The sequence below is a fragment of the Dactylosporangium sp. NPDC051541 genome (assembly GCF_044454505.1).
In the GTDB taxonomy this organism is placed as follows: domain Bacteria; phylum Actinomycetota; class Actinomycetes; order Mycobacteriales; family Micromonosporaceae; genus Dactylosporangium.
This window is the reverse complement of record NZ_JBITDU010000001.1, coordinates 101733-124482: the sequence shown is the minus strand read 5'-3', so window position 1 is coordinate 124482 and position 22750 is coordinate 101733. Positions and strand designations below refer to the sequence as shown.

Genomic DNA, 22750 nt, shown 5'->3' with positions numbered 1-22750 from the left:
CCGGTGACCGGGGTCACTGGGCCTGGGACCAGCGCACGAGCTCGGTCCGGGAGGCCACCCCGATCTTGCCGAAGACCTTGTGCAGGTGGTACTCGACCGTGCGGGGGCTGAGGAAGAGTTGCCCGGCGATCTCCCGGTTCGTGCCACCCTCGGTCACCAGCCGGACGATCTGCGACTCCTGTGGTGTGAGGCGGGCGGCCGCGCCGGGTTCGCGTTTGCGGACCGTCTCGCCGGTCGCCTCGAGCTCCACCCGGGCCAGGTGCGCCCACGGCGTGGCGCCCAGCCGTTCGAACGTCTCGAGCGCCGAGCGCAGGTGCCCGCGCGCCTCCACCCGGCGCCGCCGGCGGCGCAGCGACTCGCCGAGCAGCAGGGCGGTCCGGGCGGCGTCGAACGGGCGGCCGGCCCCGGCGTGGAGGGCAAGGGCACGGACAAAGCCTGCATCGGTACCGTCGACAAGCCCTCGGCACCGCTCCACCAGCGCTCGCGCCCACGCCGCCCCGGCCGGCCCGGTCCACCGCCGCAGGGTTTCCAGTGCCGTCGCCGCCGATCCGTGCTGCCCGTTCCGCACCGCGACCTCCACGAGATCCGCGGCGGCGAACACGGCAACCAGCGGGTGCCCCATGTCGGCCGGAGCGACCAGCCGGTCGTATGCCGCGTCGGGCCGGCCCAGGCCGATGTCGCGCAGGGCGAGCGCCCAGTTGGCGATGGCGGCCGGCGGCCCGAGGCGCTGTGGCACGGCGTGGGCGAGCGCGGCCTCGGCGGCGTCCCGGCAGTCGTCGGCGCGCCCCTGGACGGCCGCGACCCAGGCGAGGACCGCCCGGTGGTGTGCCGCCGGGTTGTCCTGCCCCGTGTCCAGGGCCAGCCGCAGCCCCTCGCTCGCGCTGCTGCGGGCCGCGTCGAACCGCCCCGTCCACATGTGCAGCGACGCCAGCGGGGCGAGCAGCATCGGCAGGGTGCTGACCGCACCGGCCGACCGGGCCTGCACGACGGCCACCGTGAACAGGTCCAGAGCCGTGGCGTCCTCGCCGAGGAACAGCGCGGCTCCGGCGGCGAACGCGAGCGACGCCGGCTCGGCCGTCGACTCGGCCAGCCGGCGGCCTTCGCGCAACGGCCCGGCGGCCCCCGCGGTGTCCCCGTCCAGCAGTGCGCCCATGCCCAGGACCAGCTGGGTCGCGGCCGTGACGGCGCTACCGCGCTCCGGCAGGCGCGCGAGCCGGCGACCGGCGGCGGCCACTCGGGGCAGGTCACCGCTGACCCAGGCGAGCCGGCCGGCCTCGGCCAGCAGGCGCGCCGCACCGGCGGGGTCGGTCGGCTCGATGGGTTCGGCGGCGGTGGCCAGGATGGCGTACGCCGTGTCCGGCCGGCCGCAGACTCCCTCGATCGTGCCGCGCAGCCAGGCGCAGCGGGCCCGCTCGCCGGGTTCGTCGCACCGGGCGGCCGCCTCGTCGAGCGCGGTCCGGGCGCGATCGACCTGGCCGGCGAGCCAGTCCGACTCGGCCGCCGCCAGCAGCCGCCGAACGCGGGCGCGCGGCTCGCCGCTCAGTGCGGCGGCGCGGTGCCGGGCCCGGGCCGCCGTGGCGTGCCCACCGCGCCGGGCCGCCCGGTCGGCCGCTCGGTCGAGCTCCTCGGCGACCGCCTCGTCGGGGGCGGTCGCCGCCGCCGCGAGATGCCACACGCGCCGGTCGGCATCGCCGACGAGGGCGGCCGCGAGGGCCTGCTCCGCCTCGCGCCGCTGGACGAACGTCGCGCCCCGATACACCGCCGATCGCACGAGCGGATGGTCGAACACGATCGACGCGTCCTCGATACGCACGAGACCGGCGCGCTCCGCGTCGTCGAGCGCCTCAGCCGGTACCCCCAAAAGTTCTGCCGCTCGCAAAACGGGGCCGACATCTCCGCGCTCCTCGGCCGCGGCCAACAGCAACAGCGTGCGCGTGGCCGGTGGGCGGTGCCGCACCCGGTCCAGGAAGAGCTGCTCGACACCGGCACCGACCGGAAGCCGCGCCGGGAGCGGCTCGATGCCGGCCCGCTGGCCAGGAGTCAGCGCGCCGAGCAGCTCACGCAGGGCCAAGGGGTTGCCGCCGGTGCCGGCCACGAGCTGGTCGGCCACCACGGGCGCCGACCCGGCCAGCAACGACCGCGCGGCTTCGGACGTCAGCCCGCCCAGCCGCACCGACGGCAGCCCGGCGAAGGGCGACCCGGGACCGTCCCGCATCGCGCACAGCAGGGCGACCCCTTCGGCCTCGAGCCGGCGCGCGACGAATGCGAGTGCGTCCGCCGAGGAGCCGTCGAGCCACTGCGCGTCGTCCACGACGCAGAGCGTCGCCCGCTCCTCAGCCGCCTCCGCGAGCAGGCTCAGCACGGCCACCGAGAGAAGAAATCGGTCGCCTTCGACGACGTCGCCGAGCCCGAACGCCCCGCGCACCGCCGCCGCCTGCCGGGCCGGCAGCACGTCGGTGCGATCCCGCACCGGCCGCAGCAGCTGGTGCACGGCCGCGTACGGGAACTCGGCCTCGGCCTCGACCCCGCGCGCCCGCAGCACCCGCATCCCGGCCGCCCGCGCCACCGCGAACTCCAGCAATGCGGACTTGCCGATGCCGGCCTCGCCCCGCACGACCAGCACGCCACTGCGCCCCGCCCGCGCATCGTCGAGCAAACTGTCGATCAACCCGCACTCATGCTCACGGCCGTGCAGCATGCAGGGATCGTACGGCCGTCTATTGATCCAGCGTCGCCTCAACCGGGGCGACCTGCGGCCCGACCCGGACCGCGTACGCGACGACCCCGGCCACCAGCAGCACCACAGCGGTAACCGCGGCGATGCGGTTGCCCGATTCCTGCACCATCCACAGCGCGATCTGCCGCCATCGCGGTCCCCCGGGCGCGGCCGTGAACGCCGCGAACGCCGCCCAAGCCACCGGCACCGGCCAGGCCCCGCGCGCCCCGGCGAGGGCGGCGCCGAGCCCGATCACCCCCACCAGCCCGGCCGAGTTGCGCAGCACCACCCCCACCGACCCGAAGTCGGCGCCGAACGCCCGGGCGGCGAGCAGCAGCACGGCGACCACAACGCCGCAGCCGATGAGGTGCAACGCTCGGCGCGGCGGCCACGGCAGCGCGGCGGTCCGGTCCAGCGCCGGGTCCGGCCCGGCGAGCGTCGACCCGAACGGCGCCGCCGCCAAGGCGGTGGTGAGCACCGCGAGGCCGGCGGGCACTTCGGCGCGCTCCATCATGCCGGCCCAGGCCGCCGTCACCAGTGCCACCGCGCCCGCCGAACCGCCGACGGCAATCAAGAAACGGCGCGAACGCAGATACAGCCACGGTCCGCGATTCATGCCGAAGCCTGACCGGTGAGGTACGGCATGAGCTCCTCCTCGCATCGCGCGGCCGCGTCCCGCAGCGCGGTCACCCGTTGCAATTGCTCGGCCGCCGGCAGTGCCCGCAGCGCCTGCACCCCGGCCCGCACGTCCGGCTGGTATTTGTCCGCGTATTCGAAACCGGTCCACGAGTCCCACAGCCGAACCGTGTCCGTATCCAGCAGCCACGCCGCGGCGATGGCCTGGGCGATGTCGTCGCTACCGTGACCGCAGCCGGACCAGCGAGTACCCCCACCCATGACTATGCTTTCCGCCACGTCGGGATCACGTCCGGTGGCGGGGTCGATCTCCAGCTGGAATTGTACGGTCCCGGGCTGTGGCTTCGGCCGATACCATTGATCACTGTCATTCTGGCCAATGGTGTCCAGCCGCAGCTCGACGGCGCGAGTCGGCGCACCGGGCAGTTTGGCAAGAGCGTGCAAAGCACGCCGGGCATCAGTGGTGATCCCGGGCAAAAGATGCGCGTGCACGGCGGTGACGCAAATTTGGGGGGTACTGTCCGTGCAGACATACCGGTATGCGCCGGAATCGAGCTGCCAGATGCCGTTCGGGCCCGGGATGGCGATCAGGACCAGACCGGCCACGCCGGCCGCCAGGCTCGCGAACGCGCCGGCCCGCCACAGCCACGACGCGCCCGCCGCGAGCAGGACGCCGCCCACCAGCAGCCCGGCGCCGAGAGTGAAGTGGCTGAGCAGCAGGCGCGTGGACATCGTCTCCCAGTCGGTGTCCGGCGGCCACGAGATCATCAGCGACAGGTTGCCGAGCCGATCGTCGCCGTGCGCGACCTCGGACGCGCCGACCTGCACGACCAGCACGGCGGCGGCGAGCACGGGCGGCAGCAGCGGCGCGGACCAGCGCCGGCCGACGGCCACCCCCGCCCACGCCGCACCGACCAGCACCAGCGCGTCGACCAGCGCTGCCACGACCCCGCGCAGCCCCAGGTACGTGCCCGCGACCAGAACGGCCCCGGCGGCCAGGACGAGCAGGTGCGCGGCCGCGACGGCGATGCCCAGCGCGCCCATCGCCGGCAGCGCCCGCTGCCAGCGGGGCCGGCCGGTGCTCAGCAGCAGATCCTCGGCGCGGGTGCGGCGGTCCCGGCGCCCCAGCACCGCCCCGCCGGCCAGGGCCAGGGGCACCAGGATGAACATGCCCGTCGTCTGCACATAGCCGAAGCGCAACCACTGCCCTTGCCAGAAGGTGTACATGCTGGCGACGGACAGACCCCCGATGACAATCAGCAGCACGGCGACGGCCGGGGCGTTGGACCGGCGCAGCTCGGTGCGCAGCGGCCGGATCATGCCGCGCCCCGGTGCCGGTGCAGCAGGACGGAGTACCCGCGCTCGGCCGGGCTGTCCCCGACACCACCCGTCTCACCGTGCCGGATCAGGTCACCGGGGACCCCCTGGAACACCAGCCGCCCCTGATCCATCAACACGACATCAGAACAGGCGGCGACCACGTCCTCGACGAGATGGGTGGAGACCAGCACACAGCTGTCGGCCCCAAGCTCCCGGATCAGCTCCCGGAACTCCACCCGCTGCTCTGGATCCAACCCCACGGTCGGCTCGTCCAGCAGCAGCAGCTCCGGCTCGTTGACGATCGCCTGCGCGATCCCGGCCCGGCGCAACATGCCACCCGACAGCGACTTGAGCTTGGCGTCGGCGCGGTCGGTGAGCCGCACCCGGTCGATGGCCTGCTGCGCGGCCGCCGGCACCGACGCGGCCGGCATCTCCCGCAGCCACGCCATGTACTCGACGGCGTCGCGAACGGTGAAGCGGGGATAGAAACCGAACTGCTGCGGGAGGTACCCGAGCCGCGCTCGCACGGGCCGCAATGCCCGACCCGCCGTGGCGTCAGCGCCGAGCAACTGCAGCCGGCCACGGTGCGGGCGCACGACTGTGGCCAGGGCTCGCATCAGGGTGCTCTTGCCGGCGCCGTTGGGCCCGAGCAGCCCGTGCACACCGACGCCGAGGCGAAGGTCGAGCCCGTCGACCGCGAGGTGCCGGCCGGCTTTCACCGACAGTCCCGCCGCCTCGATGGGCCATGCGTGCCGGGTAGGGGCGACCTCGTCAGCACTTACTGCGCGTACCAATGCCGTCTCCTTCTTGCTTTTGCGTCAGCTTGTTTTTTGCGTCAGCGCCAGGTGACCGGGCTGCGCAGATGGTCGGCCCGCAGCGCCGTCAGCAGGGCCAGTACGACGGCGGCGCCCGCCCACGCCGGCATGGTCTCGGCCCGCATGAGCATCTCGGCGGGCGCGGTCGTCAACGTCACCGAGCCGGCCGCAACCAGCCAGCCACCGCCGAGCACGCCGGCCGCGAGCGGCACACCGATGCGGCTGCCGAGCAGCAGCGTTGCGGCGGTGAAGGTCAGGCAGGGCAGCAGCCACAGTGCCGGATTGCGCCCGAGCACCAGCCCGGCCACCGCCAGCGGCGGCAGGATCAGCACGAGGACGGCCAGGGTGCGGCGCAGCAACAGCTCCAGCCCGGCCCGGGCGGTCCCGGCGACCATCTCCCAGGCCGGATTGGCCCGCCGCGACCAGGCCACCGCCAGCCCGGCCAGGGGCGCGACGGGAGCCAGCAGCAGCACCGTCGACGGCCGGCCGGGGTAGCTCACATCCAGCAGGACGGCGGCGAGGATCGCGGTGAACGTCATGGCCGCCCAGCCGAGCACTGACCAGTCGGCCCACCGCAGCCGCCACCGCCGCAGCCGTCGTGGCGGCACCGGCCGCGGCCCGTTACGTGCCTGGTCGAGGATCGCGGTACGGGTGTCGTCCAGCAGCGTTCGCAGCGGCGGGGTCATCAGGTCGGCCAGCCGCGCTCGGCACTGCGCGCAACCCTCCAGGTGCACCTCGAGCGCCCAGGTGGCGGCGTGGTCATGCTTGAGCGTGCCGGCGGCGTACGCGGCGAGGGCCGGCGGTGCGACGTGCGCGGTCATGTCAGCGCCTCCCGTAGTGCGGTGCGGGCGCGACGGGCCCGGCTCTTCACGGTGCCCTCCGGCAACCCGAGCAGGATCGAGGTCTCGCGAACGGTGAGCCCGTCGAGGACCATCGCGGCCAGGACCGCCTGCAACTCCGGCGCGAGCTTGTCCAGCGCCGCGCCGAGCTCCAGCCCGATGGACCCGCCGAGCACCTCGTCCTCGGCGGCGGGCACGGCACGCTCCGGCAGTACCTCGGTCGGCACCTCCCGCAGCCGCGCCCGCCGCCGCAACGCGTCCACCAGCCGGCGCGCCGCGATCGTCCAGATCCACCCGACGGCAGTACCACCCGGCGAGTCGGCCCCACCGATCTGCCGCAGCCCGGTGAACGACCCCGCCGCCCGCCACACCGTCAGGTAGGTGTCCTGCAAGACCTCGGCGACAATCCCGTCGTCGCTGCAGCGGCGCCGCAGCCGAATCGCCAGCCAGGGCGAGGTCCGCCGATACAGTTCGTCGAACGCGTCCAAGTCGGCCCGCGCGACCCGCCGCAGCAGCCGCTCCTCGTCCAGGTCAGTACCTCCCACGCTTAGATGGTCGACCGCGACGCCCCCGCCGGATCATTAATAGGTGTGACCTGAGTCACAGACTCCGAATCGATCGATGTTCTTGTCAGGCTCAGACAAAAGTAAACAGTCTTTACAGTTATTCGAGGTTTGCGATAAAAAGGACTCCCCCTCCCGAGGAGCGTCCCCAATGGACAGATCGAGATCGGCGCGTTTGCGTCGGGCACTCGTCGCGGCCGCCGCTCTCACGCTCGGCGCCGTCACCCTCGTCTCACTCAACCCCGGCACCGCGGCCGCCGCCGGCACCGGTGCCATCTCCGGCTATGGCGGCAAGTGCGTCGACGTAGCCGGCGCGAACACCGCGAACGGCACCCAGGTCCAGCTGTGGACCTGCAACGGCACCAACGCTCAGAACTGGACGGTCGGCACCGACGGTACGATCCGGGCCCTCGGCAAGTGCCTCGACGTCTCCGGCGGCTCCACCGCCGACGGGGCCAAGGTCCAGCTGTGGGACTGCAACAACTCCGGCGCCCAGCAGTGGGCCGTCAGCGGCGCCAACGACATCGTCAACCCGCAGGCCAACAAGTGCCTCGACGCGTCCGGCTGGGGCACGGCCGACGGCACGCCGCTGCTGACCTGGTCCTGCCACGGCGGCGCCAACCAGAAGTGGACGGTTCCGGGCGGCGGCACGGGTTCGTGCAACTACCCGAACTGGGTCGCCGGCCAGTCCTACGCCACCGGCGCGATCGTGCGGTACACGAATGGCCAGTTCTACCAGGCCACCCACGACAACCCGGGCTACGACCCGACCATCAGCACCTGGTTCTGGTCGCCGTACAACTGCGGCGGTGGCCCCAGCACGGGCGGCGGCTTCGTCGTCAGCGAGGCGCAGTTCAACCAGATGTTCCCGTCGCGGAACGGCTTCTACACCTACGCCGGCCTGACCGACGCCATGAAGAAGTACCCCGCGTTCGCGACCACCGGTAGCGAAACCGTCAAGAAGCAGGAAGCCGCCGCGTTCCTGGCCAACGTGAGCCACGAGACCGGCGGCCTGGTCTACATCGACGAGATCAACACCGCGAACTGGCCGCACTACTGCGACACCAGCCAGCCCTACGGCTGCCCGGCCGGCCAGTCCGCGTACCACGGCCGCGGCCCCATCCAGCTGAGTTGGAACTTCAACTATAAGGCGGCCGGCGACGCGCTCGGCGTCGACCTGCTCAACAACCCCGGCCTGGTCGGCACCAACGCATCAATCTCCTGGCAAACCGGCCTGTGGTACTGGATGACCGGCACCGGCAACGCCGGCACGACGTCCCACAACGCGATGGTCAACAGCCAGGGCTTCGGCACCACGATCCGCGCCATCAACAGCATCGAATGCAACGGCGGCAACCCGGGCCAGGTCCAGAGCCGCGTCAACCTGTACAACCAGTTCGCCAGCATCCTCGGCGTCCCCACGGGCGGCAACCTCTCCTGCTGAACCACTGAGCAGCAGCATTATCGGGCTGGTCACGCCACTGCGGCGTGACCAGCCCTTTACTTTCGAAAGGCCTCCTCGACTCCGAAGGTCACCGACGTAGGAGTCGATCTGGGTGGAGTTGGGGTCCGGCCGCGGCGACGATTTCAGGCCCCAGCCGCGACGGGTGGTGGGCGGTATGCTCTTCCGTTGGAGCGGCACGGATCGTACAGTTACATCACTCGATCGGTTCGTCGCCTCGTCGATCTGGTCCTTCGAACACTGCCGTATCCGATAGCGGAGCCCACATCACGACGGTAGATCCGTCACCGGGCTGAGACCCCGCACCGCGGCCTCTCTCTCATCTGTCTTTGCGTGACGACGGACCTCGTTCGCCCTCACCTGCCCATGCGCGCCCGACCCGGGGGCGCATGCAAGCAGGTGCATGCCGTTCTGAGGAGGAGCATCACCATGTCCCATCCCCAACTGCCGCGCTGGCTGCGCTCGCCCATTCGCGACCGTTGCGACTGGCTCCGGCAAACCCGCAACCTTGTGCACCGCGCAACCGCTGTGCCGGCAGTGGCACCTCACGGCCAGCTCTTCGGGTCGACGTTCGAACTGTGCACCGTGCTGGACCTCGCCGAGCGCATGCCCTACCCGCATCTGCTGGACGCGTTGCCGTCATTCGAGGCGATCTGGACCGCTTGGCGCACCGGCTTCGCGCCGCCGCTGGATGATCCTGCGGCGAACTTCGGCCGGTGGAACCGGCGGGAGGCGGTCTCGCCGGCATGGCTCCACGCCGCCGGCAGCAATCTGGCCCAGCTCATGCCGATGCTGTACCGCTTCGGCGACACCGTCGAAGCAAACCGTGCCATGCTGGAGGTCTGGAATTCCCGCGCTGAGTCGTTCACAGCCCGCCGCCAGATCGCGAGGGGCGAGGCTCTGACATTCCACGCGTTCTGGCGCCTGCATACCGCCGGACCCCGAATGATGCTGCGGGCGCTCGGCTCTGTGCGCGCCGCGGACGTGCCGTTCCGCGGCGGCCACCGTATGGGCGACCTGATTGCCGGGACCAGCATGGTCGAGATCAAGACCGGGCGCATGGAGGATCAGCAACTGGCCGAGGCGGTGCTGCAGACCGTGAAGTACGCCTTGCTCGCCGAGGCTGAGGGGTATGACGTCAGCGATGTCGTGATCTACCTAGCCCGGTATGGCCTGGTCATTCAAACGCCGCTGCAGGACCTCGCCGATGACTTGGCCGGCGGTCGAGCCGACCTCGCCGATGGGCGCCGCGCACTGGCTTATGACGACCCACCGTGGCCTCCGAACGCTCGTGGACCACATCACCAGGGTCGTATCGAGTAGCCACCCGCGAATTGCTCGCAAGCGCATCGGTGTCGCCGTCGTTCAACTCGGCGCGAATGTCTTGTCGTAGAACTTGACCAGCTGGCAAGTTCCGGCTCGACTCCGACGGCCACGGGGCGTTGACGGTCGGCGGTACAGCACGGGGCTCGACGATACGCCGGGCCGACTCTGCCGCGCCTTCCCAATGAGACACATCCATGTCACGCTATACAACACACAGTAGTTGAGCGAGTACGAACAGTCGCAACGGAGGTGACGATGACGCAGCTGTCGCTCTTCGGACCCGGCGATGGCGAACCGGAGCGCAAGCCCAGTACTGACGACCTGGTGCGGCTTCGGGTGCTCATCACGGTCAAGGCGGCACCGAATCCGTCGGAAAAGTACGGCGAGACAGTCTGCATCGCCGGCCTCAGCGTCGACCTGAGTCCACGACGGTGGATCAGGTTGTACCCGATCAACTTCCGCGATCTCAGTTTCGACGACCGGTTCCGCAAGTACGACATCATCAGCGTCGACGCGCGACCGGCCCGCCAGGACCAGCGCCGCGAGAGCTGGAAGCCGTACCCGAAGACGATCGCCAACCACGGGCATCTGCAGCCATGGAGACCGCGGCGGCCGCATCTGGACCCGCACATCGAGGACTCGATGTGCACCCTGTTCCGTAACACTCGCGACCACGCCGACGCCCAGTCGCTCGCGCTTGTTCGACCTAAGGACATCGGCGGTTTCAAAGTGGAACCGCACCCTGGCTGGACGCCTGAGGAACGGAAGAAGATCGACGCGTACGTCAACCAGCCCGACCTCTTCGACAGCAGCAATCGCACCCCGCTCGAGGCACCGCGATTCCGGGGCCACTATCGGTACCGCTGCCATGACCCGCTTTGCAAGGGCCACAATCAAGGTCTGCTGGACTGGGAGTTCGTCGCCTTCCAACGCAACCTCGGCGACACGACCGATGACGAAGCCCGCCGAGCCATCGAGGACAAGTTCTTCAGCCAGATGTGCGCCGCCGACCGCGAGGTGGCGTTCTACGTCGGCAACCAGGCCAAGCGGGTGAACGTCTTCAGCGTGCTGGGCGTGTACTACCCAAAGCGCTAGACCGGCGGCGCTCCACCTCGCGAAGCACCACGTCACGGTGGCAGCGGCTCTGGTCGGCCTCGAAACACAGCACGCAAACCCGCTCCCGCCGGCTCGCCTCCGCCAACGCGTCGAGCGCATCGGCGGCATCCGCGACTTCGAGCAGGCCGGCGAAGACGGCCTTCGCCTCTCGGCGCTCCTCGGGCGAACCGCCGAACCCGGCCCGGTTCGACTTCGGATTACCCAGCTCGCGTCGATGCTCGTACCGAATGCCGGCTTCTGCCAACGCGGCTCCGAGCGCGGTCTTGCTCAGCCCGCGCTTCCTGGAGATCGGCGTCATCCGGACATCCACGAGCCGCGAAACACCCGCAGTCACGAGCCTCTCGACGAGTTCTTCGAGCGTCTGGCCTTCGTACCCGACGCCCACGATGCCAGGCGACACGATCCGTACCTCCGATACTTTTACCTTGCCGAGGCTACCCAGCTGAGCATGCGCTGACGCAGCATCGTGGATATGTCCATCGCTTTGATGCGGTCGGTGAGGGTGTCGGCATCGATCAGGCGCGCTTCGAGCAGTGCCGAGACGAAGACGAGGTCCTTCTCCCGGCCGGCGGCGAGCTTGGACGCCGCGCAGTCGTGGGGCTCGAGGCAGCGGGCCTGCGCGGTACCGGTGTTGGCGTTGGCGACCACGACGAGCCTGTCCCGCCAGCCGTCGGGCAGGATCGCCGTGGAGGTGTCGACGCCCTGGGCGTAGTAGCCGTAGGTGCTGTCGAACGGAGACATCTCGCCGATGCCACCGTCGACCAGGTCGGCCTTGCGCCCGTCCGGGTCGTTGAAGAACGCGATGTCGACCTCAGACGAGCGGGTGACGGCCGACGGCAGGAGATGCTCCGGTATCGCACCAACAATCGACTGACTACCGATGACCAGAACGTCGGGGTCGTCGACGATCGCGGACACGGCTCGCAGCACGTGTTCGAGCTGCGCGCGTCTCATGCCGACCTGGCCGTCCGGGGATGGGTGGCGTCGAACGCCGCCAGCACCTTCAACCGCTCCCGGTCCGTCAGCAGGCCGGCGAACGGCGTGTTCTGCCGGAACTCCGCCGCCACCTCGGTCCGTGCCGTGATCATGTCAACCACCGCGTCCACACCATCGTCGAGGAGCCGCTCCCAGGCGTCGAACCAGGTGTCGGCGCTGCCGTCCGAGTGAACCTCTCGGCGATGCGCCAGGTTGCGGTACGCCAGCGCCATCCCCCGCTGCGGGTCGGCGACGAGCTTGCCGGCCACCGCGCGATGCAACCACAGCGACTTCTCCACCTCGCGGCGGAAAGGCGGCCGCAGGAGCCGCTCGACGTCGTCCCGCCGAATCCGCCGGTGGGCGCCGGCACGCACAAACGACAGTGTCCCGTTTTCGCACAGATTGACCACGTGCTGCCGCGAGCAGTGCAGCAACGCAGCAGCCTCCGTCGTCGTCAGCAGGTTGGACGGTGCGGAACCCACGTAGGGATCATAGCTCTAAACGCTAAAAACGCTAAAGCCATCTCGCCGAGCGCTGCTCCATGCACTCACGGAGTGAGGCCACGGCCACTTCGACATTGCCTGCGGATCGAGACCTGACCAGCGGCTGGACGCTAGCTCCCGCACGGTGACCGGCGATCACGTCCGCTGCTGCGCGCGATCTTGAACATCGGCGGCAACCATCGAGGGGGTCGCATGCCTTCTTGTTATCGTTCGGCGATCGCGGTGACGGGGACTTTCGGAGGGCAGTATGGGCGTGGCAGTGATGCGCGTGCGGGGTTTGCAATTCGTGGCCGTCGGCGCGGTGCTCGCGGCGGTGGTGGCCGTGCCGGCGGCGCCGGCTGCCGCGGCCGGGACGGGGTGGTGGGCCACGTCCGGGTATCTGGTGACCAACAGCAGTTTCAATCCCAATGAGCCGAACCTGACGGTGCCGAACGTGCCGAACCTGAAGCTCAAGTACACCGGCAGCCCGGCCCGGACCGGCCAGCATGCGCCGGTCGTCGCCGCCGGGCTGGTGTATACACCGGACGACGCTGGCGTCACGGCCACCGACGAGGCCACCGGCGCGGTGAAGTGGCGCTTCGCGCCGGACCCGGCGTTGTACGAGACACCGGCACCGCTCATCCACGAGGCCGGCCAGCTCATCGTGGTGATGAACATCGTTCCCCAGTCGGGCGGCTCGGAAGGGTCGAGAATCTTCGTGCTCAACGCCGCGACCGGCGCCGTGATCCGGGACTTCGACAGCGAAGGCGGCTTCACCACCGAGACCCTGCTCGACAAGGGTGTGCTCGTGGTTTCCAGCCTGAGCCGGTACTACGCGCACACTCGCGCTTTCCGGCTCGCCGACGGGCAACTGCTGTGGAAGAACGCGATGCACATGAAACAGGCGGTCTCGGCCGGCGGGCGGGTCCTGGTCTCCGGCTACCAGGCAAACGCGGGCACCAACCCGAAGAGCAGCGTCGTGGACCTCCTCACCGGCACGGTCCTCAGCACCAGCCCCGACTGGCAGGAGTACCGGCCGCTCGCCGCGGACGAGTCCGGGAGCAAGTTCTACGTCGCCTGGGGCCACAGCCTGCAGATCCTCGACGCGACGACCGGCAAACTGACCTGGCTCGCGTCGAACCTCTCGCCGAAGTACGTGGTGCTGAGCCCGACCAGGCTGTACGTGACATCCTTCTCGGGCGTGGTCACCGCGGTGAACCGGACCACGGGCGCGACGATCTGGAGCCGCAGCATCCCGGGCAGCGAAAACCAGCGGGCAATCATCGCGGGCGGCGTCCTGTACGTCACGGCCACGGGCGACCGGGTGCACACCTTGAACCCGATCGACGGCACCCCGCTGAACGCACCCTCCTTCACCGGCACCGTCGATCAGCTCGTCGTCACCTATGGCCGGGTCTACACCACCGACGGCACGAGACTGTCGGTCTACGGGCTGTAAGCGGACGCTGAACCGGCGTCGCGTCGTTCCGAAGTCCCGGACGGCGACGGCGCGGCGCCGGGTGATCGCCCGCGGCCCGAGCTTGGGGTGCTGCACGAGCTTGGTCAGGAGGTCGACCAACGGGGGTGTGTTCGGTGGGCGTCAACGGGGAAAGTCATCTCCTGCTCGCCAGCGGTTAAGAGGCGTCGAGCGTCAGGAGCTGATGGTGGTGAGCGTGACGACGTTCTGGCGGCGGTCGGCCAGGTTCGGGGAGCTCCACCTGGCCACGGTCGGGCAATTCGTTGATGACGGCCACCAGGTCGCTCCCGGTTGCGGCAAGGAACTCGTAGCGCTCGGTGCGCCGCGTTCGTGGGCATCTCAGGGTCGCCCCAACGGGCCAGATGAAACGACGAAGGTACCCGTCCGACCGGTTGGCGCCCGGAGGAACGGATGCGTGGCCTACGGTCGCCAGCCATGTGGCATGCCCATCAGACGTCCGTTGACCGACTCTTGGTCCGGCTCGTATACGCCCAGCAGCTACCGGTTGCCGGCCGTCTCATCGCCGTAGCGTTGATGCTGCGCGGCACCGACATCGCCCCGTCAGCACTCACCGCCCGTGGGCTGGTGCTGCCACACAGCGGCATCGGCGTTGTTGTGCACTCCAAAGCCAGGATCGGCCAGAACGTAACGCTCTTTCAGGGAGTGACGGTTGGACGGGCCGACATGTGGCGTGCCGCCGACCCTGACTGGTCTGCTCCGATCGTCGAAGACGAGGCGATCCTCTGCGCGAACGCGACCGTGGTCGCTGGCCGAGATGAAGTCCGAATCGGCCGGGGCGCGGTCGTCGGGGCCAACACGGTCATCACCCGCTCGATTCCGGCGTGGGAGATTTGGGCCGGCAGCCCCGCCCGGAAGGTCGGCGAACGGGACACGGACAAGGCTATGCGCAGCTGACGTTCTTCCAGGCACCGACGAGCTTCGGCAGTGCCGAGTTCCACGCCTTGCCGAGAAGGAAATAGCCGGACTTTCATCGTGGTCACTGTGCCTGCGGTCGGCGCGGGCTGGTACAGCAGACGGCGGCTGCGCGAGGCGGACTGCCAGCGGTTCGTCGCATACCCATAAGTACGTGGAGTACTTGACGTACTTGGTCTACGGGCGAAGCTGAAAGCGAACCTTCAGGAGGTCCCGATGTCGATCGCCGCGCACTTCGACAGCTACACGAGCGCTCGCGCCCACTTCAAAGAGCTGCTCGATGCGGCGCGCCGGGGCCGCGTCGCCACCGTGCAGCGAGAGACCGGTCGCGCTGCGGTCGTCGATGCCGACCGATTGCGCGTCAGCCTGATGGCCACGCTGCCCGCGCCACAGGCCGTGGCGGAGGACGGCGGATGGTCAATCATGCTGCCCGGTGTACCTGTCGCGGCCGACGGTACTGGGTTCGAAGAAGCCGTCGACGAGCTCCTCATGGCGCTGCGCGAGTACGCCGACGATTGGCAGGAGCGACTGCTGGACGCGCCGAACCACCGCAACAACTGGGCCCTGGTGCAGGTGGTAGCGCTCAGCAGCGACGAACAGCTCCGCGACTGGCTGACCGGTTACGCGCGATGAACCGACCGCTAGCGACACGGCAGGACCACAACAATTCTGCGAGGTGGAGGGCTGGGAGCCGTTCGAACAGCACGGGGCCGCACCGGTACGCATCACGTGACCTCCGACCTTCCCCTACCGGACGGCCGAATCCTGCGCACCCGGATCTCACATCCGGTCGATCGCAGCACGTACGGCCCGATACTGTCGAGCCACATTCTGCGCGATCAACTCGACGTCGTCGAAGACGACGTCTGGAACTCGAACTGTGTCCAGCACGGCGTCAAACCGGCGCGGAGCCAGCCTGAACAGCTGGCCGCCGAGCCGCTGGCCGCCGAGCTCGTCCACCTGTGCCCCTGGCCCGTGGCCGTGTATGACGCGCTCGCTGTACCCGAGGATCCTGGCTTGTAACCTACCTAGAAAATCTCTAGGTAGGTTACATTCAACCGGTGGAGACCGTAGAGGGCGTCGAGCTGTTGCTCGACGCCGGCCTGGAGCGACGCGTCACGGGGAGCGCGGAGGTCGAGATCAGCGGCGGCGATGGACGGTGGTCACGCCGCCAGGTCATGCTGCTCCGGCATTCGCCGAGCCCGCACGCGATCGATCGTGCCGTGACGGCGCTCCGGCCGAACTTTGCTGGGCTGCTCTTCGTAGTACCGCGAGCGGGGCGGGCCTTAAGAATCGCCGCCGAGCGGGATCACCGCGTCGCCTACGCGGCGGTGGATGAGGCGGTCGTCTCCTTCCAGGGCCAGACGTACCGAGCCGGTGAGCAACGGCCGGTCGGCCCGGCGCATTCAGGTCGCACGAGCTGGACCCGGCTCGCCATGCTCCGGCTGCTCGCGCTGAGTCCGGACGAGCCACTGTCGCAGTCGGAGATCGCGCGCCGGCTTGGCGTGTCGCATGTCGCGGTCGGCAAGCAACTGCCGCTGCCCGACGACCTTGCTACCCGTACCTCGAACGGCTGGCGGGTCTTAGACCGGGCGGCATGCTGGGACCAATTCATGGCGAACTATCCAGGACCGCGTGGCTTGACGACGTACTGGGCGGCGACCGGTGACCTCGCAGCCCAGCTCGAGCGCATCGAACACGTCGCCCGGGACCGCAGCGACGCCATGCTGGCCGTGTCCGGCGACTTCGCCGCCGACCTGTATGCCCCATGGCGACGTCCCAGTCGCATCGTCGCCTACGTCGCCGACCAGCTTGCGCTGGAAGAGCACGGTTTCGCTGTCGTACGGCCGGCGGATGTGACGGTCGAGCTGCGTACGCCTCGCGATCCGACCGTGCTGACCATGTCCCGCGAACTGCCGGCGCTCAGCGATGGAAAGCGGCGACGGTACACCGATCCGTTGATCGCGGCATGGGACCTCAGCCGGTCGCCGGGCGGCGACGTCGATACAGCGGTCGACCAGCTACGGGAGCGGGCGCTGCGGGAGCGACTGTGGAGATAAGGCGGCACGTCGAACTCATCGCCACCGCGTACGCCGACGAGCTGTCGATACGGTCTCTCGCGGATATCACTCAGATCACCGCCGACCAGAACGTGCGGGTCATCGGCGGCCAGATGGCATCGCTGCTGCTGACCGCCTTTCCAGTCCCAGGGATCGAGGCCCGCCGCACCCGCGATGCCGACGCCGCCATCACCACCGAACTGGCCGGCTCCGGCGTCATCCACCAGCGCCTCCTCGAGCACGGGTACACCGCCAGCAGCGGCAACAGCTACACGCGGCCGGTTCCGGACCTCGCCGTGGCCGGCGGGCCCGTCCCCGAGCTCACGGTCGACCTGCTCGTACCGTCCCTCGACGGGCGCTTCCAGCCCCAGCAACACGGCGGCCGCGCGTTCGACGCGGCGCCCGGCCTCGCCCCCGCCCTGGCCGCCGACCCGATCACGATCGACGCGGCGGCACGGATGCTGGACGGCGGCACGCTGGAGTTCACCGTCCGCGTGCCCACAGTGGAAATCGCGCTCGTGATCAAGGCGCTCGCCTACGGTTCGCGCCTGCAGGCCCGGGACGTCGAGGACATCTACCGGCTTCTGGAGATCGTCGACCGCTACCCGCCTGATGCGATCGGCGGTTGGAGTCTGAACACGCCGTCCATGCGGGGTTCGCGACGTGACGCTGCGGTACACCTGCATGCACTGGCCCGGCACAGCCGGCGTAGCTCAACCCTCGCGGTGCCCACGGCGCGCCTCGCAACGCTCATCGCGGCCCTAGTCACGCGACTCGGCTGACGACTTGACCTTCGTGCAAAGGCAAGCAGCGAGCGCTCGACGGTGAGTCAGCGGGATCTGGCCGACGGGATCTGCCTGGTGTCCGCTCATCGGCGCCTGCCTGCGCAGGACGACGGTGAGTGCGTGGTCAGGCCGCTTGGAACACCGTGTCGGCGTGCCATTCCAGGAACTCCCGGTGCGGCCGATCGGGCCTTCGCTCCGGTAGCGCAATCAGCTGCCCGCTTCGGGAGTAGAACTCCTCGCCGTTGCCAAAATCCTCGCGGAGCCGGGGACTGACCAATAGCCGGTATGACGGGTCGACGCTGAGATAACCGCGGTCGAACATGATGTGGACATCGGAGCGCAGCAGCAGGCCGTTGTCGAGCCGGTGCTCGCCGCCGTTCGGCAACGGCAGGATGTGCGCCGCCTGTAGTACGGGGCGGATCTTCGCGCCCGTGATCGCGCAACGATGCCGGTAGGCATCGAGCACCACACCTTTGAAGGCCTGCTGGCCGAGGCGCTGGGGCTGCAGCCGCGGGTCGCCGTACACGGGACCGGCACGGTGCCACGGCGCGCCGAGGTCGATCTCGACTTCAGCTCCGGTCAGCCGGTGGAAGAGGTCGAGAAAGTAGCCCGCGTAGGCGTGCTCGGCCAAGTCATAACCTTTGCCCTGCACGATGTTCGAGGCGAAGTCCGGCGGCGGCGCGGCAACCAGCTCAGGCGCGAAGAAACGCGTATCCCGGATGAAGACGCACCCGATGACCGGATCGTCACGCGGCGAGATCGGCTCGTTCCGGTAGCGGCCGATCGCCTCACGCATTTGGTGCTCACTGGCTGCACCGTTGCCCTCCCCCAGTAGCTCCCAGGCCTCCGAGATCGGCAGACGCGCGAACCCACTGAAGAAGCCACCGCCGACGACGCGGTTGTGCGGATGGTGGGACTTGAAGAAGAACGGCTCCCCGATCTGGAGCGCGCGAAAGCCCTGCGCGCTCGCCGGCCGCCAGAAGTTGACCTCCAGCAGTTGCGGCCGGTCGGCCAGGAACTGGTACCAGTTGCCGTCTGTCACCCCGACATAGGCCTTCACGACCACACAGTCTGCCGCATGAATCCAGCTCATCGAGCACCGAAAGAGCGCGGCGCATTCGGCGGACAACAACCCCACAAACCGAAACGAACAGGTCAGAGGCTGATCGAGAGAGCCGACGGCGGGACTTGAACCCGCAACCTTCCGATTACAAGTCGGGTGCGCTACCAATTGCGCCACGTCGGCCTAGACCCACGATCGTACTTGGTCACCCCCGGACCTCGCGCGGCACATACCGGGGGACGAACTCGGTCAAAGTGGGACCAAGGGCGGCGCTGACCTTGGCAACGGGTAGTTCAGCGCTTAAGGTGAGCAACACTCCGTGTCCTGCATCGTGGCGGGACGGAGGGAACTTCTACTCGGATCGTCCGGCACGTTCCTGCCGGTGGAAGGTGGCTACTCCTATGGCTACGGTCACGTACGCGAAAGCGTCCCGGATCTACCCGGGCACGCCTCGCCCGGCGGTTGACCAGCTTGACCTTGAGATCGGCGACGGGGAGTTCCTCGTGCTCGTCGGGCCTTCGGGTTGTGGCAAGTCGACCTCGCTCCGCATGCTGGCGGGGCTCGAGGATGTTGACTCCGGTGACATTCTGATCAACGAGCGTAACGTTACGCATCTGCCGCCGAAGGCTCGGGACATCGCGATGGTGTTCCAGAACTACGCGCTGTACCCGCACATGACGGTCTACGAGAACATGGCGTTCGCGCTCAAGCTGCGTAAGACGCCGAAGACCGAGATTGACCGGCGCGTGAAGGAAGCGGCCGCGATGCTGCAGCTCGAGGACTACCTCGGGCGTAAGCCGAAGGCGCTCTCCGGTGGTCAGCGGCAGCGTGTCGCCATGGGCCGGGCCATCGTTCGTGAGCCGCAGGTCTTCCTCATGGATGAGCCGCTGTCGAACCTCGACGCGAAGCTCCGTGTGCAGACCCGTTCGCAGATCGCCACGCTGCAGGCCAAGCTCGGCATTACCACCGTCTACGTCACGCACGACCAGGTCGAGGCCATGACCATGGGCCACCGGGTCGCCGTGCTGCTCGACGGTGTGCTGCAGCAGGTCGACTCGCCGCGGGCGCTGTACGACCGGCCGGCCAACGTGTTCGTCGCCGGCTTCATGGGCTCGCCGGCCATGAACATCAAGACCGTGCCGCTGACCGACCAGGGTGGCCGCTTCGGCGACGTCATCCTCCCGCTGTCCCGCGAGCAGATCGCCGCGGCGCAGTCGGACGGGGCCAACGGGCGCGTCACCGTCGGGTTCCGGCCCGAGGACACGGACCTGGTCGGGCCGAACGACGGTGGCATCCCGATCACCGTCGACCTCGTTGAGGAGCTCGGCTCGGACGCCTACGTGCACGGCACCGTCGCGCTCGAGGGCCAGGACGAGCGGTTCGTCGTTCGCGCCGACCCGCGTCGCACGCCGCGCCTGACCGAGATCGTGCACGTTCGCCCGCACGCGAACACCCACCACGCGTTCAACTCGGCCACCGGTCGCCGGATCTAACGCCCAAGCACCAAGCACCAAAAGAGACCAGGAATGGGGGCGGCCAATCGGCCGCCCCCAAACTTTATGCGAACGACCAGACCTGCAGCTTCCCACCGCCGACACAGGCAATCTTCGAAGCGTTCCACGAGCAGCTCTGCCCCGCGACATTCGGCAGCGTGCCGAGCGCGACCCGATCGCCCGAGGAAGCGGTGACACCGACGAGTGTCACGTCCTCGTCGTAGGCGCCGGGGGCTTTGGCGAAGAACAGCAGGCTGCCATTCGTCACCCGCACCCCGAAGCCGGCCTGATCCTCCGGCTTCAGCAGCTGCTTGCCGTCCTCATCGAACAGGCGCGACGAGCCTGTGCTGCCCTTCAACGTCGTGGCCAGAATTGCCTTCCCGACCGGTACCAGTGAAGCCGTGCCTTTCGCATCCTGCTGCCACAGCTGCTTCTTCTCCGAAACCGAGATAGCCCGCAGCGTGGTGTCGCCGGCCGAGCTGGAGGTCGAATCGAGCACGCACAGGCGGTCGGCGCCGCAGACCGCGAGGTCCTGGATGGTGCGCTTCTCGTCGGGCGCGCTGTAGAGCTGCTCGGGCTCGCCCTCTTTGCTCAGGTCATAAGCCTTGAGGGTGTACTTCGAACTGCTCCCCCAGGCGAAGAGCCGATCGTCGTACATGGCGTACTTCGTGTAGCTGTCCCCGGTGGTGTTCCACGAGCGCACGATGTTCTTCGACGCGTTGCGCAGGTTGATTTTGCCGTCTTCGATGGTGACGAACTGGGTGCGCGACTTCAGTTCCCGGTTGGTCGGGGCACCGGAGAGGTCGGACGGGCCTTTCTGATCGCCGGAGACGACGGGGCCGAGGACGGTTGTGCCCTGCTCGTTGTCGTCAAGCGTCCATTGGTACTTCCCGTTCCAGTTGTAGGCGTTGGTCTTCTTCGTCTTCGCCGAGTGCTGGATCCACACGTCACCGAGGAAGTACACGTTGTCGCTGCTGCTGTACGGCTGCTTCTGCTTTTCCTTGCCGTCGGTGCCGACCAGGATGAGGATCGGGTTCGTGCCGCTGCCGCCGATGAGCATGACGCCGCCCGGGTTCGGATACACGTCCCAGTTGTAGTTGTCGTCGGTGATGTCGTACTGCCAGGCCTTCTTCTTGTCGTCCAGGTCGTACGCCACCAGGTGCACCTGGTTCTTGTCGGTGATGTACAGCGCGTAGGTTCGCGAGCCCAGCGTCGCCGTCACCGGATAGCTGATTTTGTCGGCCAGCGGCAGCGATCCGGCCGCGGAAACCGTCTTGAAATCGACGGAGTTGATTTTGTCGCGGACGAAGAACCAGTAGCCGCCGGCCGCCACCAACGCGAGCACGACAACGGCCGCGACCGCACCGACCAGCAGCCCGGTCCGGCCTCGAGGAGCCGGAGGACGAGGCATGGGAGCGACCGGCGGAGGGCCGGCGAAAGGTGCCGTTGGCGGGGCCGAAACCGGAGCGCCGCCGAAGCCGGCCGAAACCGGAGCGACCGGAGAAACGGGCGCGGCCGGGGGCGCCGAGAACGGCGGAGGAGCTGAGACGGGAGCCGAAGAAACGGGAACGCTTTCGGTCTGGTAGCCAGCTGCAACCGGTACCAACTCGGCTATTGCGCCCTCAGCGACGGGAAGCTCGGGCTGTTCCAGTACCGTCGGCGCAATCCCCAATTCAGCATGCAGAAGCCGCGCGGCCAGTGGCAGTCGCGACGAACCGCCGACGAGGAACAACCCCGCGAGCTGATCCGGCCGCAGGCCGGCGCTGTGAATGACCTTCCCGGTCTCCCACACCGCCCGCCGAATGAGCGGATCGGTGACCCGCTCCAATTCTTCGCGGGTGAGATGCAGCGCCTGGTCCTGCCCCGGCACGGTGATCGGCGCATTGGTGGACCGCGACAGCATTTCCTTGGCGCCGCGAATGTCGTCCCAGAACAGCCGCCGATCGCGACGCTGCGTAGTCGACTGCGGGTTTTGTAACGCGGCCCACGCGGCCGGTGCCGTATGGGCGATCACGTTGCCGAGGTGCTCGACGATCGCCGCGTCGACGTCCAGGCCGCCGAGGTCCTCGAGGCCGCCGGAGCCGATGACCGCGAATCGGCCGTTCTCGTTGCGCACAATCGCGATGTCGAGGGTGCCGCCGCCGAAGTCGAACACGGCGAGTGACGATCCGACCGCAACCGGGCGGCGCAGGACGTCGGCGAAGTAGCGGGCCGCGGCGACCGGCTCCGGAGTCAGGCGGACCGGGGGCCAGCCGGCCCGGCGGGCGGCCTCGGCCAGGGTGTCGCGGCGGCGGTTTCCCCAGGCCGCGGGGTACGTCAGGATCGCCGGCGGCAGGAAGCCGACCGCCTCGACGGCGGCCCGGGCGACGGAGGCCAGGATCGCCGCGAGGAGGTCGACAGTGTTGATCTCGCGGTCGCCCAGCAGGACGGTCGGCTCGTCGATGCGCCGCTTCGGGTTGGGCTCGAAGCGGGACGGGTCGAGGCCGGCCATCCGCTGCGCGTCCCGGCCCACGTGGATGCGGCCGTGCTCGTCGACGTACACACCGGAAGGCATGATCGGTGCGCCGTCGACGAGCAGCGGGCGCGTGCGGCCGTCAGGGTGGCGGATCACCGCGACGGTGTTGGACGTGCCAAGGTCGACCCCGATGGCGAAGCCCTGCTGAGGCTGAGTCACCGGCCCATATTAGGT

21 protein-coding genes and 1 tRNA gene are annotated in these 22750 nt (G+C 69.1%); 9 read left to right on the top strand and 13 right to left on the bottom strand.

The features are described from left to right. Window positions 1–13: 13 nt before the first annotated feature. From ACIA8L_RS00620 to ACIA8L_RS00595, 6 genes are all read right to left on the bottom strand, one after another. Complete coding sequence (locus tag ACIA8L_RS00620) at window positions 14–2698, bottom strand: ATP-binding protein (protein ID WP_395898938.1); 2685 nt, start codon at window positions 2696–2698, stop codon at window positions 14–16. 19 nt (window positions 2699–2717) lie between these two features. Further along, window positions 2718–3251, bottom strand: a complete 534-nt coding sequence (locus ACIA8L_RS00615; protein WP_395898936.1) for a hypothetical protein — start codon at window positions 3249–3251, stop codon at window positions 2718–2720. A 77-nt stretch (window positions 3252–3328) separates the two neighbouring features. Further along, window positions 3329–4672, bottom strand: coding sequence for a hypothetical protein (locus tag ACIA8L_RS00610; RefSeq protein WP_395898934.1), 1344 nt, complete (start codon window positions 4670–4672; stop codon window positions 3329–3331). Then, a complete protein-coding gene (locus tag ACIA8L_RS00605) occupies window positions 4669–5466 on the bottom strand; it encodes an ABC transporter ATP-binding protein (protein ID WP_395898932.1) in 798 nt (265 codons plus the stop codon). The genes ACIA8L_RS00610 and ACIA8L_RS00605 overlap by 4 nt, the downstream gene beginning before the upstream one ends. A gap of 41 nt (window positions 5467–5507) precedes the next feature. After that, window positions 5508–6308 (bottom strand): zf-HC2 domain-containing protein, encoded by an 801-nt coding sequence (locus ACIA8L_RS00600; RefSeq protein WP_395898931.1) that lies wholly within the window; start codon window positions 6306–6308, stop codon window positions 5508–5510. Beyond that, entirely contained in the window at window positions 6305–6871 is a 567-nt protein-coding gene (locus tag ACIA8L_RS00595; protein ID WP_395898929.1) for an RNA polymerase sigma factor, read from the bottom strand. Before ACIA8L_RS00595 ends, ACIA8L_RS00600 begins: the two co-directional genes overlap by 4 nt. A 169-nt stretch (window positions 6872–7040) precedes the next feature. On the opposite strand from ACIA8L_RS00595, the gene ACIA8L_RS00590 reads away from it, so the two are divergent. From ACIA8L_RS00590 to ACIA8L_RS00580, 3 genes are all read left to right on the top strand, one after another. Next, window positions 7041–8333 (top strand): glycoside hydrolase family 19 protein, encoded by a 1293-nt coding sequence (locus tag ACIA8L_RS00590; protein ID WP_395898928.1) that lies wholly within the window; start codon window positions 7041–7043, stop codon window positions 8331–8333. Between the two features lie 447 nt (window positions 8334–8780). Beyond that, on the top strand, window positions 8781–9674 hold the full coding sequence (locus ACIA8L_RS00585) for a hypothetical protein (RefSeq protein ID WP_395898927.1): 894 nt from the start codon (window positions 8781–8783) through the stop codon (window positions 9672–9674). Between the two features lie 258 nt (window positions 9675–9932). Further along, entirely contained in the window at window positions 9933–10772 is an 840-nt protein-coding gene (locus ACIA8L_RS00580) for a hypothetical protein (RefSeq protein ID WP_395898925.1), read from the top strand. On the opposite strand, the gene ACIA8L_RS00575 is transcribed toward ACIA8L_RS00580, so the two are convergent. The 3 genes from ACIA8L_RS00575 to ACIA8L_RS00565 are packed head-to-tail and all read right to left on the bottom strand — an operon-like array spanning window position 10738 to window position 12250. Next, window positions 10738–11193: a DUF488 family protein gene (locus tag ACIA8L_RS00575; RefSeq protein ID WP_395898924.1), complete on the bottom strand. Its 456-nt coding sequence runs from the start codon at window positions 11191–11193 to the stop codon at window positions 10738–10740. The two genes, ACIA8L_RS00580 and ACIA8L_RS00575, sit on opposite strands and share 35 nt — an antisense overlap. A 20-nt stretch (window positions 11194–11213) precedes the next feature. Next, complete coding sequence (locus ACIA8L_RS00570) at window positions 11214–11747, bottom strand: DUF6036 family nucleotidyltransferase (RefSeq protein WP_395898922.1); 534 nt, start codon at window positions 11745–11747, stop codon at window positions 11214–11216. Next, window positions 11744–12250, bottom strand: a complete 507-nt coding sequence (locus ACIA8L_RS00565; protein WP_395898920.1) for a helix-turn-helix domain-containing protein — start codon at window positions 12248–12250, stop codon at window positions 11744–11746. Before ACIA8L_RS00565 ends, ACIA8L_RS00570 begins: the two co-directional genes overlap by 4 nt. Window positions 12251–12518: 268 nt before the next feature. Here ACIA8L_RS00565 and ACIA8L_RS00560 point away from each other — a divergent pair, with 268 nt between their 5' ends. From ACIA8L_RS00560 to ACIA8L_RS00550, 3 genes are all read left to right on the top strand, one after another. After that, a complete protein-coding gene (locus tag ACIA8L_RS00560; RefSeq protein WP_395898918.1) occupies window positions 12519–13709 on the top strand; it encodes a PQQ-binding-like beta-propeller repeat protein in 1191 nt (396 codons plus the stop codon). A gap of 453 nt (window positions 13710–14162) precedes the next feature. Further along, the gene (locus tag ACIA8L_RS00555) at window positions 14163–14642 is read left to right on the top strand and encodes a hypothetical protein (RefSeq protein WP_395898916.1); all 480 of its coding nucleotides are present in this window, start codon (window positions 14163–14165) and stop codon (window positions 14640–14642) included. A gap of 234 nt (window positions 14643–14876) precedes the next feature. Further along, a complete protein-coding gene (locus ACIA8L_RS00550; protein ID WP_395898914.1) occupies window positions 14877–15293 on the top strand; it encodes a hypothetical protein in 417 nt (138 codons plus the stop codon). Window positions 15294–15440: 147 nt separating this feature from the next. Here the strand turns inward: ACIA8L_RS00550 and ACIA8L_RS00545 are convergent, their stop codons facing one another. Continuing rightward, window positions 15441–15620 carry a hypothetical protein gene (locus ACIA8L_RS00545; RefSeq protein WP_395898913.1) on the bottom strand — a complete coding sequence of 60 codons (180 nt, stop codon included), beginning with the start codon at window positions 15618–15620 and terminating at the stop codon, window positions 15441–15443. A 101-nt stretch (window positions 15621–15721) separates the two neighbouring features. On the opposite strand from ACIA8L_RS00545, the gene ACIA8L_RS00540 reads away from it, so the two are divergent. Together ACIA8L_RS00540 and ACIA8L_RS00535 are read left to right on the top strand one after the other, a co-directional pair. Next, window positions 15722–16720, top strand: coding sequence for a hypothetical protein (locus tag ACIA8L_RS00540; protein ID WP_395898911.1), 999 nt, complete (start codon window positions 15722–15724; stop codon window positions 16718–16720). Further along, window positions 16711–17502 carry a hypothetical protein gene (locus ACIA8L_RS00535; protein WP_395898909.1) on the top strand — a complete coding sequence of 264 codons (792 nt, stop codon included), beginning with the start codon at window positions 16711–16713 and terminating at the stop codon, window positions 17500–17502. Before ACIA8L_RS00540 ends, ACIA8L_RS00535 begins: the two co-directional genes overlap by 10 nt. A gap of 127 nt (window positions 17503–17629) precedes the next feature. On the opposite strand, the gene ACIA8L_RS00530 is transcribed toward ACIA8L_RS00535, so the two are convergent. After that, window positions 17630–18565, bottom strand: a complete 936-nt coding sequence (locus ACIA8L_RS00530; protein ID WP_395898907.1) for an HNH endonuclease — start codon at window positions 18563–18565, stop codon at window positions 17630–17632. A 113-nt stretch (window positions 18566–18678) separates the two neighbouring features. Beyond that, a tRNA-Thr gene (locus ACIA8L_RS00525) sits at window positions 18679–18751 on the bottom strand. A gap of 218 nt (window positions 18752–18969) precedes the next feature. Here ACIA8L_RS00525 and ACIA8L_RS00520 point away from each other — a divergent pair. Then, window positions 18970–20061 carry an ABC transporter ATP-binding protein gene (locus tag ACIA8L_RS00520; protein WP_395898905.1) on the top strand — a complete coding sequence of 364 codons (1092 nt, stop codon included), beginning with the start codon at window positions 18970–18972 and terminating at the stop codon, window positions 20059–20061. 64 nt (window positions 20062–20125) lie between these two features. Here the strand turns inward: ACIA8L_RS00520 and ACIA8L_RS00515 are convergent, their stop codons facing one another. Then, on the bottom strand, window positions 20126–22735 hold the full coding sequence (locus ACIA8L_RS00515; protein ID WP_395898904.1) for an Hsp70 family protein: 2610 nt from the start codon (window positions 22733–22735) through the stop codon (window positions 20126–20128). Between the last annotated feature and the right edge of the window lie 15 nt (window positions 22736–22750).